Genomic DNA, 14,947 nt, shown 5'->3' on the forward strand with positions numbered 1-14,947 from the left:
TGGGAATAACGCAGGTTCTCTTCGGTATAGGTGTTGTACACCCCCTGCGCCAGGGCCGCTTCATCGCCGCCGCCGGTCCAGACGCGCTGGCCTTTTTTCCCCATAATGATGGCGGTACCGGTATCCTGGCAGGTGGGCAGCACGCCACGGGCGGCAATTTCCGAGTTACGCAGGAACTGCAGCGCCACATATTTGTCGTTTTCACTGGCCTGTGGGTCGCTGAGAATGGCCGCCACCTGTTTCTGGTGCGACGGGCGCAACAGGAACGCGGCATCGCGGAATGCATGCTGAGCCAGCAGAGTCAGGGCTTTGGGGTCCACTTTCAGGACGCTTTCGCCGTCAAATTCACTGACAGAGACATAGTCTTTGGTTAACAGATAGTATTCGGTATCGTCTTTTGCTACAGGAAAAGGATTCTGGTAGTAGAAGGGTTTGGTTGACATTGTTATCTCACTCGCTAAATCCGTTGTATTGCATTCCAGCACAGCGCGCCATCTCTGCGCGGCAACCACAAAGTCACCGCTCAAGTGTACACATTTTTTTAACAAAAACTGAGATTAATACGACTTTTTGTCTGCACAGTTACCCTGCCCGGCAGAAACTGCTTTAATAGCGGGAAGTTATTCTACCTCAATTGATTAGCACACTCGTTTTCCGTCACCTCGTGGCTTTACAGGGCACAAGTTGCATGTCGGCGGGTTATCTGATGCTGTGGTAATCTATTTTTATTACAGGGCCTGATTATGCAAAAACTCATCAATTCAGTGCAAAACTATGCATGGGGAAGTAAAACAGCATTAACCGAATTGTATGGTATCGCCAACCCGGAGCAGCAGCCGATGGCGGAGTTATGGATGGGGGCACACCCTAAAAGCAGTTCATTTATCGAAACGCGTCAGGGTGAAAAAATTGCACTGCGTGACGTTATTGCCCAACAACCAGATGCCCTCCTGGGCAAAGCTGTCTCACAACGTTTTGGTGAACTGCCATATTTGTTCAAAGTACTCTGCGCCGCCCAGCCCCTTTCAATTCAGGTGCACCCGAATAAACAGGCTTCTGAAGCCGGTTTCGCCCGTGAGAACGCGGCGGGTATACCGCTGAGTGCCCCGGAACGTAACTACAAAGATCCTAATCACAAACCGGAATTGGTGTTTGCACTGACGCCATTTCTTGCCATGAATGCCTTCCGTGAATTCAGCGACAGCGCAGCGCTGCTCACACCTTTGGCAGATGCACACCCGGCAATCGCGGCATTTTTGTCAAGCCCTGATACCCACCATATGCAAACGCTGTTTGCCGCCCTGTTAAGTATGCCACAACAGGAAAAACAGCACGCCCTTGCCCGCCTGAATGCCGTCCTTGAAGGGAAAACAGGGCAACCCTGGGATACGATTCGCAAAATTGCCACCATCTATCCGGATGACAGCGGGTTATTTTCGCCGTTACTGCTCAACGTGGTGGAACTGGCGCCGGGTGAAGCAATGTTCCTGTTCGCCGAAACCCCTCATGCCTACCTCGATGGCGTGGCACTGGAAGTGATGGCGAACTCAGACAACGTACTGCGCGCCGGGCTGACACCAAAATACATTGATATTCCTGAACTGGTGGCCAATGTAAAATTCGCGCCTCGCGCTGCCGATTCACTGCTGACTCAGCCAGTGCAGGAAGCAGACACACTGGTATTCCCTATCCCGGTGGATGATTTTGCGTTTTCACTGCATAACCTGGCTATGCAACCCCAGGTTTTAACGCAAAACAGCGCTGCAATTGTCTTTTGTGTGGAAGGTGAAGCCCGCCTGCAATTGGGTGATGAATCTCTGGTGTTGAAACCAGGTGAATCCGCGTTTATCCCTGCCAATGAGCCGAATGTTGAGGTAACGGGCAGCGGGCGACTGGCACGCGTATATAACAAACTTAACTAAGGTACTGATTTTTTACTTCAGGATTGATAAGCTTCGTAGATTGCTTATCTGGCCGGGCTTTCTGCCCGGCTAACTGCTAATAGGGATGGTTTAATGAAAAAATCGATGGTCGCAGTGGGTGTTATCGTCGCGCTGGGTGTGGTGTGGACAGGTGCATCCTGGTACACAGGAAAAATGATTGAAAGCCATATGGACGATGCCATCGCCCAGGTGAATACACAACTCAAAAAAGTCGCGCCTCTTGCAGAGCTCACTATCAGCCCGCGTGATTACCAACGTGGCATTTTTTCGAGCCATGTTCAACTCGTCATTAAACCACAAGCAGGTGCGAAATCTTCCCTTCTTCCTGAAGGCAAAGAAATTGTGCTGGATGAAACTGTGCGCCACGGGCCATTCCCGGGAAGCATTGTGCCGTCTATGGCTTCGGTAAATACCACTCTGATCAATAACGACACTACCAAGCAGTTGTTTACCCTGACTCAGGGTAAATCTCCTGTGGTGGTGGATACCCGAATCAGTTACAACGGTGATACCAATTCAGACATCACACTTGAATCACTCAATTATGATAAAGCGCCGTACAAAGTTGCTTTCGCTGGCGGGAAATTTGATGTCAGCGTTGATAACAAGGGCGATAAAATCTCCACCAGTGGTGATTTAGGTAGTCTGACGATTGACAGTGTCAATGAATTTGACCAGAAAGTGGGCCTGGCGATTAGTAGTATCAGTGCCAGTGGCGAGACACATATCAGTTCGTTTGCTGAGCGCGTTGGCACACAATCCTTACAGGCTAAAGGTCTTACCCTGAGTGTGGAAGGCAAAGAAATGGCGCAACTCGGTGGGCTGAATGTTGCCGCCAAATCTGAACCTGCTGCCGATGGCAAACATCTGGGTGGCCAGATTGATTACGCACTCAATGACCTGAAAGTACAAAATCAGAACCTGGGTAGCGGGCAACTCTCTGTTGCTATCAGCAATCTGGATGGCGCTGCACTGCATCAGTTCCGCGAGCAGTATAACCAGCAAGTGGAAGCATTAATGGCCCAACCCGATGTTGCTGAAAATCCAGAACTGTATCAGCAGAAACTGGTCGAAGTTCTGGCGGCTGGCCTGCCTGAGTTGCTTAAAGGGGAACCGGCTATTCATATTTCACCATTGAGCTGGAAAAATGCCAAAGGTGAAAGCCGCTTTACGCTGAACCTGAACTTCAATGACCCGGCGAAAAGCGCCGAACCCAAAACACTCGACCAGGCAGCAGACCGCTACATTAAGCATCTGGACAGCAACCTGGTTATCCCGCTGGATATGGCCACTGAGTTAATGACTCAGGTGGCACGTATTGAAGGGTATCAGGATGACGCAGCAGCGAAGCTTGCTGAGCAACAGGTGAAAGGCCTGGCGGCTATGGGGCAAATGTTCCGTATCACCACGGTAAAAGACAACAACATCACCACCAGCCTGGATTATGCAAATGGTGAAGTTACGCTGAACGGGCAAAAAATGCCACTGAGTGATTTTGTCGGTATGTTTGGCCTTGGTGGCGACATTATGCCCCCAGTGCCGGAAGGCAACGGTACTCCCGCAGTGCCTGCTGTGCCTGCCGTTCCTGCTCAGCCAGCGACACCCCCAGTGCAGTAAGGCGCCTTTTCTCTGTCTGTCAGACTTATGCCTGCACAGAACGAGAAAAAGCCACCTGATAAAGACTGGGAAAATCAATGAATTGGAAGGCGCCATAGGGCGCCTTGTTTTTTGTCTTTGCCATGAGTTTGTCCCAGCTCTCCAGGAGCGTACTCTGTACCAATACGCCCCATCAGTAAGGAATGATATGCCTCACTGCAGCACACCCACACACCGGGTTATTCGCCCCTGGCAGCGTGAAGATATCCCCCGGTTATGGTCACTCACCTGGCATACCGTACACCGGGTAAATTGCCGGGATTACACACCCGCTCAACTTGATGCCTGGGCACCAACTGAGCCGGATCAGCGCTGGTGGGAGAAACTTATTTTTGACCACAACCCATGGGTGGTGGAGGACACACAAACGCAAATGCTGCTGGCCTGGGGTGATGTACAACCCTCGGGGCTAATTCACTGCTTCTTTTGCGATTACCGTTACCAGCGCCAGGGCATTGGTCGTTTATTGCTGGACCATTTGTTGCGAGTGGCACAACAGCAATCATTATCACGCGTGTTTGTTGAAGCCAGTGAAACTGCCCGGCCTTTTTTTCTTGCGCAGGGGTTCCAGGTAGTGCATCCCATTCAGGCCGAATTACGTGGCCAACAGTTCGCCATCTGGCTAATGGAAAAATTCCTTTAATTGGCTATTCCCTGCTCGCCCGGCATGCGCAATACGCAAGGTAACTTGCGCATACTGCCGGTTGTGGCTTTATAATGTTCTGCACTTTTCCTGAAATGAGTGCGACCATGATTGATACCACCCTTCCGTTAACTGATCTGCACCGCCATCTTGACGGCAATATCCGCGCGAACACTATCCTGAGTCTTGGGCGTGAATTCAATATTGCCCTGCCAGCTGAAACACTTGATGCGCTGATCCCTCATGTGCAGGTCACATCAACTGAACCAGACCTGGTCAGTTTTCTGGCAAAGCTGGACTGGGGAGTCAAAGTCCTCGGGTCACTGGAAGCATGCCATCGCGTCGCCTGGGAAAATATGGAAGATGCCGCCCTCCAGGGGCTGGATTACGCAGAATTACGCTTTTCGCCGGGTTATATGGCAATGGCGCATAATCTCCCTATTGCGGGTGTTGTTGAGGCCGTTATCGATGGTGTACGCCAGGGGAGCAAAGACTTCGGGGTTGTTGCCAGGCTGACCGGTATTCTGAGCCGGACATTCGGTGAAGAGGCCTGCCAGAAAGAACTGGACGGATTGCTGGCTCATCGGGATGGCATTACCGCGCTCGATTTAGCTGGCGATGAACTGGGTTTCCCTGGAAGCCGTTTTCGTGAACATTTTCGTAAAGCCCGGGATGTGGGCTGGCGAATCACTATCCATGCAGGGGAAGCCGCCGGGCCGGAAAGTATTTGGCAGGCCATTCAGGAACTGGGTGCAGAGCGGATTGGCCACGGTGTTAAGGCTGTTGAGGACCCGGCATTAATGGATTACCTGGCAAAACACCGTATTGGTATTGAATCCTGCATTACGTCGAATATCCAGACCAGCACCGTCAGCGCCATTGGCGTTCATCCGCTAAAAACATTCCTGAACCATGGTGTGCTGGCAACCATTAATTCAGATGACCCTGCGGTACAGGGCGTTGATATTCGCCATGAATATGAACATGCGGCACCTGCAGCTGGCCTGTCTCCGGCACAAATTCGCAAGGCTCAGGAAAATGGGCTGGAAATTGCGTTCCTGTCACAGGCAGAAAAACAGGCACTGCGCCTGAAGGCCAGCGCCCGTTAACGCCTGTTCCCCGTTACCTGGGTGACGGGGTTTTCAGCCTTCTCGCATAACGCTGTGCCAGCACAGCACACACCATAAGCTGGATTTGGTGGAAGATCATCAGCGGCAGTACCATAATCCCGACAGTGCTCACTGGGAACAGAACATTTGCCATCGGGATGCCATTCGCCAGGCTTTTCTTCGAACCACAAAAGACAATGGTAATTTCATCTTCAGTATTAAAACCCAGTAACCGGGCCGCCCAGGTATTAATAACCAGAACGATAGTCAGCAACACAATCGAACACGCCACTACCCACAACAGCGCCTCTGCATCAATTTGCTGCCAAATGCCGCCCACTACCGCTTCACTGAATGCCACATAGACAACTAACAGAATCGATGACCGGTCAGTAATGTTAATAAGCTTTTTATGCTTATCAACCCAGCGCCCAATGAGTGGGCGTGATAAATGCCCCACAACAAATGGCACCATCAACTGCATGATAATTTTGCCAATCGCGTGCAGGGTATCTGTCGCCCCTTCCTGAGTATTCATCAGCATGCCAACTAAGACAGGCGAAAGGAAAATACCCAGAATACTGGAGGCCGACGCACTGCATACCGCCGCGGCGACATTTCCACCGGCTACTGACGTGAAAGCGATAGCAGACTGTACTGTCGCAGGCAACGCACACAAGTACAGGAACCCCATATAAAGCGGTTGGTTAAGAATGCCAGGCTCCAGTACCGACATCCCCAACCCGAGAATGGGAAACAGTACAAAAGTGCTGAGAAAGACCAACAAATGTAAGCGCCAGTGCCCTGCTCCGGCAAGAATCGCATTCCGGGATAACTTGGCTCCGTGCATAAAAAACAGTAACGCAATGGCAGCTGTTGTCAGGTATTCAAAACCTGTCTTTACGTAACCTTCACAAGGGAATACCGATGCGACAACTACCACGCAAATCATCACCAGCAAAAATTTGTCAATTTTAAGGCGCTGGAACCAATCCATTCTTTTTCCTTGCAGATAAATAAGCCAGATACAACCTGGCTGAATCTGATGACAAACCTCATGTCTGCACAGAACGAGAGGATATCACCCAATAAAAAACCAGGAAAATCAACTCATTGATTTTCGCCCGCTTTACTTATACTCAAAGTAAGGGCTGAGCTGCGCAAAATAGCAGAAGCCCTGTTAGCACACTACACAAGACAAAGAGCCGTGCGGTGACGAGCAGATTCAATGCCCATCTCAATCAGTTCCATCACTTTGATGGCCTGGCCTGCCGGTACCGGATTTTCACCTTTGCCATTAAGTGCATCACGCACGGCAGCATAATAGGCGGGGTAGTTCCCTGGCACAGTCAGAACCGGTGCTTCATCTATGGTATCGCCATGGGCAACCGTCAGAACACCATCACGCATGTCGTACCCCCAGCCGTCCTGAGGAGGTCTTTGCCCGGCTTTTAAACAGTCTTCCTGCGGGTCAACACCATATTTTACATAACTACCACGGGTTCCATGCACAATGTAGCGAGCCGTTTCTGCCACGGCCAGCATGGTGCTGTGCAATACGACTTTATGCTGCGGCCAGGTGAGTACGGCGTGGAAATAGTCAGTGGTTTGTGCTCCCGGGCGCAGTTGAGCAAGATCAACCTGAATGCTGACAGGCATGCCAAACAGTACCAGCATCTGATCAAGCAAATGTGGCCCCAGATCATACCAAATGCCGGTACCAACACCGGCCTGTTCGCGCCAGCGGTTACGCACCTGCGGGCGAAAGCGGTCCATGTGGGATTCTACATACACAACTTCACCCAGCGAGCCTTCTGCCAGTATGGATTTAAGTGTCAGGAAATCGCTGTCCCAGCGGCGGTTGTGAAAGATGGAAAGCAACAAACCGGTATGCTTTGCCAGCTCATCCAGTTCACGGGCTTCCGATAATGTCACTGTGAACGGTTTATCCACCACCACATGCTTGCCTGCCAAAAGTGCCGCTTTTGCCAGCGGGAAATGAGTGTCATTCGGCGTGGGGATAATCACCAGATCAATGTCAGTGGCATGGATAACAGCCTCTGGGGTATCAGCAACAGTTACACCAGGCCAGTCAGCATGCACTTTTCTGGCATCACTGCTGGAAATAACCGCCAGTTCCATACCCGGCGTGCCCGCAACTAATGGCGCGTGGAAAGTTTTTGTCGCATAACCATAGCCTAAAATGCCCACCCGAATAATGTCGTTCATTACACTCGTTCCTTTGTTCTTCATATCTGGTTTGACGACTCTGCCGGAAACCATGACAACGGCAGGTGAACTATCCTGCCGCCCCCACAGGCAGTTGCCATAGTTAACACAGCTTGCCATCAGATTAAACCATTGGGGCTGATTTGCGCGGATTCCCCGCATTTTTTAACCCGAGGAAAAACTGAAACCATTACTACGCTGCTCAACTGGATTGGCCTGGTCCCATTCTCTGACTCCAGTGTTAAGCCGGTAAAGAATGTTCTGAATTTCCCCTGGACACCCAGGCGCATGCTTCGTAACAGTTGATATGGACATGCCAGACTAACCAGCAACAGTCTGCTGGCGATAAAAACATGCCAGGCATTCACAGTTGCATGGAAGTACGTTCTGTAACGTGTTGAATCTGGTATTCCCGAGTAAAATCCTTATAATTCCGCGCTAATTCGTATTCTTACAGGCCGTTTCTCTGGCGGGCCTGACTCGGAGCAATTCTCGGAGCAATTAATGAATAACGCAACGGCGTTACGAATTGGCGGGTGGTTACTTATCCCACTGGCCTGGCTTTTGATGACACTATTGAGCACATCACTGGGTATTGTGATGTATATAATGGCGCTCAGTACACCAGAGGCCCATCAGGCTTTGGCGGCACAACTCCCACAAACAGTGGTGATGTGGTACCTCTCACTGGTCTTTACCGTAGCCATGTGGTTTTACAGTTTGTGGTTAGTTATCGCGTTTTTTAAACGCCGGAGCAAAGTACCACGGCATTATATTTTATGGTTACTGATTTGCGTTCTGCTGGCGGTAAAAGCCTTTGCGTTTTCCCCGGTAACTGATGCAATTGCAGTTCGTCAGTTATTATTCCCGTTGTTGGCTGCAGCCGTATTTGCGCCTTACTTCAGGAAATCGCAACGGGTTAAGCATACATTTGTTAATACCTGATTGCAGAGCGGTACTTTACATTTATCACGCCCGGGTGCGCCGGGTGACCAATGGCGTTAGTTTCAGACCTGATTATGACTGATTATTTGTTGCTCTTTATTGGCACGGTACTGGTTAATAACTATGTGCTGGTAAAATTTCTTGGCCTGTGCCCTTTCATGGGGGTGTCCAAAAAACTGGAGTCCGCCATTGGCATGGGGCTGGCGACAACATTCGTCATGACACTGGCGTCAATCAGTTCGTGGTTAATTGACAATTTAATTCTCATCCCTCTGGATTTAACCTGGCTGCGCACCATGAGTTTTATTCTGGTGATTGCCGTTGTGGTTCAGTTCACCGAAATGGTGGTAAGAAAAACCAGCCCGGCTTTGTACAGGTTGCTGGGTATTTTTTTGCCACTTATCACCACTAACTGCGCGGTGCTTGCTGTGCCGTTATTGAGCGTTAACCTGAAGCAAAACTTTTTCCAGGCTGCTTTGTATGGGTTTTCTGCGGCAGTAGGCTTCTCTCTGGTTTTGGTATTATTTGCTGCCGTGCGTGAGCGCCTGGCAGTTGCTGATGTTCCCGCGCCTTTTCGTGGCAATGCCATTGCCTTGATTACGGCCGGATTAATGTCCCTTGCCTTTATGGGCTTTAGCGGACTGGTGAAGTTTTGATGAGTATGATTTGGATAGCCATCATCCCGCTTGCGTTGCTCGGCTTGTTCTTTGGGCTGATTCTTGGTTACGCCTCGCGCCGCTTTAAAGTGGAAGATGATCCTATTGTCGATAAAATCGATGAAATATTACCACAAAGCCAGTGCGGCCAGTGTGGCTACCCGGGTTGCCGCCCTTATGCTGAAGCGGTTGGTAAAAATGGTGAGCACATAAACCGTTGTGCACCAGGCGGCGAAGCCGTCATGGTAAAAATTGCTGGTTTAATGGGGGTTGATCCGCAACCAACAGAAGGCGGTGACGCCGCAGAGCCTGAACGGATGCTGGCCGTTATCGATGAAGATAACTGTATTGGTTGCACCAAGTGCATTCAGGCCTGCCCGGTTGATGCAATAGTGGGGGCCACCCGTGCAATGCACACCGTAATCAGTGAACAGTGTACTGGCTGTAATTTATGTGTCGCCCCTTGCCCGACACAGTGCATTACTCTGGTGCCCGTAAACCCGACGCCGGCAACCTGGAAATGGGATCTGCAAACTATCCCCGTGAAGATTATCCCTGTGGAAAACCATGCTTAAGTTTTTTTCAGCGTTTAAAAAAGACAAAATCTGGGACTTTCATGGGGGGATCCACCCTCCAGAAATGAAGCACCAGTCCAGTGGCACCCCCTTGCGGCAGGTTCCACTGGCTACAGATTATATTATCCCCGTCAGGCAACATATTGGCGATGAAGGTGAACTGTGCGTAAAACCCGGTGACGTTGTGTTGCGTGGGCAACCGCTGACGCGTGGCTGGGGGAAAATGTTGCCGGTACACGCGCCCACTTCCGGGACGATTACCGCAATCGCGCCTCATACCACTGCTCACCCTTCCGGTTTGATGGAGCCTTGCGTTTTTCTTGCAGCAGACGGTAAAGACGAATGGTTCCCACGCGAGGGCTGGAGTGATTACCAGCAGCGTGAAAAAGCGAGCCTGATCGAGCGAATTCAGCAGTTTGGCGTTGCCGGCCTTGGCGGCGCAGGTTTTCCTACTGGCGTAAAATTGCGTGGTGGGGCTGGCCGAATCGAGACGCTGATAATTAATGCCGCTGAGTGTGAACCTTACATCACGGCTGATGACCGCTTAATGCAGGAGTGCGCTGCACAAATACTCGAGGGGATAAAAATCCTCGACTATATACTTAATCCGCGCCAGATTTTGATTGGTATTGAAGACAATAAACCTCAGGCAATTTCCATGCTCAGAGCGGTTTTGTGTAATGAACACAAGACGCAGTTGCGGGTCATTCCCACGAAATACCCTTCCGGAGGCGCCAAACAGCTAACCCAGATCCTGACAGGCAAGCAGGTTCCCCATGGTGGGCGCTCTTCTGATATCGGTGTATTAATGCAAAATGTCGGTACTGCTTATGCCATTAAACGAGCCATTATCGATGGTGAACCACTCACTGAACGTGTCGTGACGCTGACTGGGGAAGCCGTTGGCAAACCCGGAAACGTTTGGGCGCGAATAGGCACACCAGTACGTCACTTGCTTAATTTTGCAGACTACCGCAGTAATGCCCAGCCCATGGTAATTATGGGTGGGCCATTAATGGGGTTTACTTTGCCCTCACTTGATGTCCCGGCAGTTAAAATCACTAACTGCCTGCTGGCACCTTCTGTGCAAGAAATGGAGCCAGCACAAGAAGAACAGCACTGTATTCGCTGCAGCGCCTGTGCCGAAGCGTGCCCGGCAGACCTGTTACCCCAACAGTTATACTGGTTCAGCTTAGGGCAGCAACATGATAAAGCGACGGCGCACCATCTGAATGATTGCATTGAATGCGGTGCCTGTGCCTGGGTGTGCCCCAGCCAGATCCCGCTGGTGCAATATTTCCGTCAGGAAAAAGCAGAAATTCGGGCCATTGCCGACGAAACTCGCCGGGCAGCAGAAGCAAAAACCCGTTTTGAGGCCCGGCAGGCTCGCCTTGAGCGCGAAAAACAGGCGCGTCAGGCCCGTCATCAACAGGCAGCGGTGCAACCAGGATCAGCACAAGACAAATCGGCAATTGAGGCCGCACTGGCGCGAGTCAAAGAAAAACATACTGCCGCCACAAACACCGTTGTGATTCAGGCTGGTACCCAGCCAGATAACCAGGCTGCGATTGCAGCCCGTGCTGCACGTAAAGCCGAAGCACGCGCCCGACAACAAGAGAAAGCAGCCTTACAAACCGCTGAGCAAACCGTCACCGACAGTCATACTGGCTCAGAAGACCCACGTAAAGCGGCGGTTGCCGCAGCACTGGCACGCGCCAAAGCACGCAAAGCGCAGGCAGTGGAAAATTCGGCACCGGAAGCAACCCCCACTCCTGAGCCAGTCAGTGAGCCAGTGGCTGTGGACCCGCGCAAAGCTGCAGTTGAGGCGGCGATTGCCCGCGCCAAAGCACGCAAAGCGCAGGCAGTGGAGAATTCGGCACCGGAAGGAACCGCCACTCCTGAGCCAGTCAGTGAGCCAGTCAGTGAGCCAGTGGCTGTGGACCCGCGCAAAGCTGCGGTTGAGGCGGCGATTGCCCGCGCCAAAGCACGCAAAGCGCAGGCAGTGGAGAATTCGGCACCGGAAGCAACCCTCACTCCTGAGCCAGTCAGTGAGCCAGTGGCAGTGGACCCGCGCAAAGCCGCGGTTGAAGCGGCGATTGCCCGTGCCAAAGCAAAACGTGCAGCGCAGTCTGCTGTCAGTGAGGAATAAATGGTTTTTCGTATTGCCAGTTCACCCTATACCCATAACCAACGCCAAACCAGCCGCATTATGCTGCTGGTTACGCTGGCAGCAGTTCCCGCCATTATTGTCCAGACGCTGTGGTTTGGGCCTGGCAGTCTGGTTCAGGTCATCCTTGGCTGCCTCGCGGCACTTGCCGGGGAAAGCGCCATACTCAAATTGCGCAATAAATCGATGTCCGAACTGGGCGATAACTCAGCACTCCTCACAGGTTTGCTGCTTGGCGTCAGTATCCCGCCTTTGGCCCCCTGGTGGATGGTGATTGTTGGTACCTTATTTGCCATTATTTTTGCCAAGCAATTGTATGGTGGACTGGGCCATAATCCTTTTAACCCTGCGATGACCGGTTATGTGGTGTTACTTATTGCGTTTCCGGTATCCATGACATCCTGGTTACCTCCCGAGACACTGGCAGCAACCGTGCCCGGTGTCAGTGACGTTCTGCATACCATTTTCACCGGTCATACACTGGCAGGCGACACCGTTACCCAGTTAAAAATGGGCATTGACGGCATCAGCCAGGCCACTCCGCTCGACACGTTTAAAACCGGTCTGCGTGCCGGGCATACCGTTGCTGAACTCAAACAGGCACCGATTTATGGCGGCATTCTTGCCGGTATAGGCTGGCAATGGGTTAACGTGGCATGGCTGGCGGGAGGCCTCTTCCTGTTAATGAAAGGGACAATACGCTGGCATATTCCGGTGAGTTTCCTGCTGACTTTGCTCGTTTGCTCAACGCTTGGCTGGTGGCTACTTCCCAATAGCTGTGCTTCTCCAGCAATTCATCTGTTTTCCGGGGCAACGATGATGGGTGCATTCTTTATCTTTACAGACCCGGTTACTGCATCCACCACACCAAAAGGCAGGCTAATTTTCGGTGCGCTGGCTGGGTTACTGGTTTGGCTGATTCGTTCATTCGGCGGCTACCCCGACGCCGTAGCTTTTGCGACTTTGCTGGCAAATATCACCGTACCACTGATTGATTACTTTACGCGCCCGCAAACCTATGGACACCGCTAAGGAGACTCGTGATGCTGAACACAATGCGTAAACACGGTGTCACTCTGGCGCTGTTCGCGGCAGGTTTTACCGGCCTGGTTGCCGTAGTGAACACATTGACACAGCCGGTGATTGCTCATCAGGCCATGTTGCAACAAAAGAAATTGTTCGACCAGGTTATCGCCCCGGACAGCTATGATAATGCTATCCAGCAAGATTGCGTGGTGGCGAACAATACGCCACTGGGCTCTGGTGCTCACGATATCTATATTGCCCGTAACCAGGGCAAACCGGTTGCTGTGGTTATGCAAACCACAGCACCTGATGGTTATGGTGGAGCGATTCAGTTGCTGGTTGCTTCCGATTTCTCCGGCACTGTGTTAGGAACACGGGTCACTGAGCAGCACGAGACACCGGGCCTTGGCGATAAAATTGATGTGCGGGTGTCAAACTGGATACTGGGTTTTGCCGGTAAACAGGTAACTGGCCCCGACGATGCCGCATGGGCTGTGAAAAAAGACGGCGGACAATTTGACCAGTTTACCGGTGCGACCATTACTCCACGAGCCGTGGTTAACGCCGTTAAACGTGCCGCATTGTTTGCCAAAACGCTGCCGCCTGAACTGGCAACACTCCCCTCTTGTGGAGCATCTTCATGAGTGATGTAAAAACAATTTTTATCCAGGGGTTATGGAAAAATAACTCGGCGCTGGTGCAACTACTTGGCTTGTGCCCTCTGCTTGCTGTCACGTCCACTGCAACCAATGCTTTGGGTCTTGGACTGGCAACGACGCTGGTACTGGTGCTGACGAACACTGCGGTTTCATTACTGCGTCGCTTTGTACCCAGTGAAATTCGCATTCCGATTTACGTGCTGATCATTGCTTCCGTGGTAACCTCGGTTCAACTGTTAATCAATGCTTTTGCCTTCGGGCTTTATCAGTCTTTGGGGATCTTTATTCCACTGATTGTCACCAACTGTATTGTTATTGGGCGCGCTGAGGCCTTTGCCTCCAGAAATCCACCAGGCCTTGCAGCCATTGATGGTCTTGCCATTGGGATGGGCGCAACATGTGCCATGTTTGTTTTGGGCGCAATGCGTGAGATTTTAGGCAATGGAACATTATTTGATGGTGCCGATATGCTGCTGGGGAGCTGGGCTAAGATTCTGCGTATCCAAATCTACCATACAGACACGCCTTTTTTACTCGCCATGTTGCCACCAGGTGCCTTTTTTGGCCTGGGTTTAATGCTTGCCGCTAAATATGTCATTGACGAGCGCAGTAAACGCAGAGCTGCAACTCACGCCAGGGAAAGCAACGTTCAGGGAGCAGAAAAAGCCTGATGAACAAAGAGAAACGCATCGCTATTTTGTCGCGCCTTAGAGAGAGTAATCCGCATCCAACAACGGAGTTGCACTTCTCATCACCTTTTGAATTACTCATTTCTGTGCTGCTTTCGGCTCAGGCAACTGATGTCAGCGTCAATAAGGCTACAGCGAAGCTGTACCCGGTAGCCAACACGCCAGCGGCCATTCTCGCGCTGGGGGTGGAAGGCGTGAAGTCATATATCAAGACAATCGGCCTGTTTAACAGCAAAGCTGAGAATGTGATTAAAACCTGCCGCATTTTGCTCGAAAAACATGGTGGCGAAGTACCTGAAGACCGTGCTGCACTGGAAGCATTACCAGGTGTTGGCAGGAAAACTGCGAATGTCGTGCTTAACACCGCTTTTGGCTGGCCTACCATCGCCGTGGATACACATATTTTTCGGGTGTGTAACAGAACGGGTTTTGCCCCGGGCAAGAATGTTGAGCAGGTAGAGGATAAACTACTGAAGGTCGTTCCTGCCGAATTTAAAGTTGACTGCCACCACTGGTTAATTCTGCATGGGCGCTACACTTGTGTGGCACGTAAACCCCGCTGTGGCTCCTGCCTGATTGAAGATCTTTGTGAGTACAAAGAGAAGACCGAAATCTGACCGGATGACATTGATAGCTGTTTGCGTCAGGCG

The 14,947-nt window shown here is 51.4% G+C and carries 15 protein-coding genes; 12 read left to right on the forward strand and 3 right to left on the reverse strand.

From position 1 onward, the window contains the following. Positions 1-443, reverse strand: a 443-nt coding sequence (locus tag A9B99_RS05720) for a fumarate hydratase (protein ID WP_197499255.1), incomplete at its 3' end; no start/stop codon positions are given. Positions 444-743: 300 nt separating this feature from the next. Here A9B99_RS05720 and manA point away from each other — a divergent pair. The 4 genes from manA (at position 744) to add (ending at position 5,351) form a co-directional block, all read left to right on the forward strand. Beyond that, the gene (gene manA / locus A9B99_RS05725) at positions 744-1,922 is read left to right on the forward strand and encodes a mannose-6-phosphate isomerase (RefSeq protein ID WP_064595571.1); all 1,179 of its coding nucleotides are present in this window, start codon (positions 744-746) and stop codon (positions 1,920-1,922) included. 93 nt (positions 1,923-2,015) lie between these two features. Then, positions 2,016-3,560 (forward strand): YdgA family protein, encoded by a 1,545-nt coding sequence (locus tag A9B99_RS05730; protein ID WP_064595572.1) that lies wholly within the window; start codon positions 2,016-2,018, stop codon positions 3,558-3,560. A gap of 187 nt (positions 3,561-3,747) precedes the next feature. Further along, entirely contained in the window at positions 3,748-4,242 is a 495-nt protein-coding gene (locus A9B99_RS05735) for a GNAT family N-acetyltransferase (RefSeq protein WP_064595575.1), read from the forward strand. A 107-nt stretch (positions 4,243-4,349) separates the two neighbouring features. Further along, complete coding sequence (gene add, locus A9B99_RS05740) at positions 4,350-5,351, forward strand: adenosine deaminase (RefSeq protein ID WP_064595809.1); 1,002 nt, start codon at positions 4,350-4,352, stop codon at positions 5,349-5,351. Between the two features lie 13 nt (positions 5,352-5,364). Here the strand turns inward: add and A9B99_RS05745 are convergent, their stop codons facing one another. Next, positions 5,365-6,348 (reverse strand): bile acid:sodium symporter family protein, encoded by a 984-nt coding sequence (locus A9B99_RS05745; RefSeq protein ID WP_064595576.1) that lies wholly within the window; start codon positions 6,346-6,348, stop codon positions 5,365-5,367. A gap of 191 nt (positions 6,349-6,539) precedes the next feature. Further along, entirely contained in the window at positions 6,540-7,580 is a 1,041-nt protein-coding gene (locus tag A9B99_RS05750; protein WP_064595810.1) for an oxidoreductase, read from the reverse strand. A gap of 504 nt (positions 7,581-8,084) precedes the next feature. On the opposite strand from A9B99_RS05750, the gene A9B99_RS05755 reads away from it, so the two are divergent. The 8 genes from A9B99_RS05755 to nth all read left to right on the forward strand — a co-directional run bounded on the left by A9B99_RS05755 (position 8,085) and on the right by nth (position 14,914). After that, positions 8,085-8,525: a DUF2569 domain-containing protein gene (locus tag A9B99_RS05755; protein ID WP_064595577.1), complete on the forward strand. Its 441-nt coding sequence runs from the start codon at positions 8,085-8,087 to the stop codon at positions 8,523-8,525. A 74-nt stretch (positions 8,526-8,599) separates the two neighbouring features. Continuing rightward, the gene (gene rsxA / locus A9B99_RS05760) at positions 8,600-9,181 is read left to right on the forward strand and encodes an electron transport complex subunit RsxA (protein ID WP_036108832.1); all 582 of its coding nucleotides are present in this window, start codon (positions 8,600-8,602) and stop codon (positions 9,179-9,181) included. Continuing rightward, the gene (gene rsxB / locus A9B99_RS05765; RefSeq protein WP_064595581.1) at positions 9,181-9,756 is read left to right on the forward strand and encodes an electron transport complex subunit RsxB; all 576 of its coding nucleotides are present in this window, start codon (positions 9,181-9,183) and stop codon (positions 9,754-9,756) included. Before rsxA ends, rsxB begins: the two co-directional genes overlap by 1 nt. Further along, positions 9,749-11,905: an electron transport complex subunit RsxC gene (rsxC, locus tag A9B99_RS05770; protein ID WP_064595583.1), complete on the forward strand. Its 2,157-nt coding sequence runs from the start codon at positions 9,749-9,751 to the stop codon at positions 11,903-11,905. Before rsxB ends, rsxC begins: the two co-directional genes overlap by 8 nt. Then, positions 11,906-12,955 carry an electron transport complex subunit RsxD gene (rsxD, locus tag A9B99_RS05775; protein WP_064595585.1) on the forward strand — a complete coding sequence of 350 codons (1,050 nt, stop codon included), beginning with the start codon at positions 11,906-11,908 and terminating at the stop codon, positions 12,953-12,955. An 11-nt stretch (positions 12,956-12,966) separates the two neighbouring features. After that, the gene (gene rsxG, locus A9B99_RS05780) at positions 12,967-13,593 is read left to right on the forward strand and encodes an electron transport complex subunit RsxG (protein ID WP_064595587.1); all 627 of its coding nucleotides are present in this window, start codon (positions 12,967-12,969) and stop codon (positions 13,591-13,593) included. After that, on the forward strand, positions 13,590-14,279 hold the full coding sequence (locus A9B99_RS05785) for an electron transport complex subunit E (RefSeq protein ID WP_064595589.1): 690 nt from the start codon (positions 13,590-13,592) through the stop codon (positions 14,277-14,279). The genes rsxG and A9B99_RS05785 overlap by 4 nt, the downstream gene beginning before the upstream one ends. Next, positions 14,279-14,914, forward strand: coding sequence for an endonuclease III (gene nth / locus A9B99_RS05790; protein ID WP_064595591.1), 636 nt, complete (start codon positions 14,279-14,281; stop codon positions 14,912-14,914). Before A9B99_RS05785 ends, nth begins: the two co-directional genes overlap by 1 nt. The last annotated feature ends 33 nt before the right edge of the window (positions 14,915-14,947 follow it).

Origin of the sequence: Mangrovibacter phragmitis (assembly GCF_001655675.1) — a bacterium.
In the GTDB taxonomy this organism is placed as follows: domain Bacteria; phylum Pseudomonadota; class Gammaproteobacteria; order Enterobacterales; family Enterobacteriaceae; genus Mangrovibacter; species Mangrovibacter phragmitis.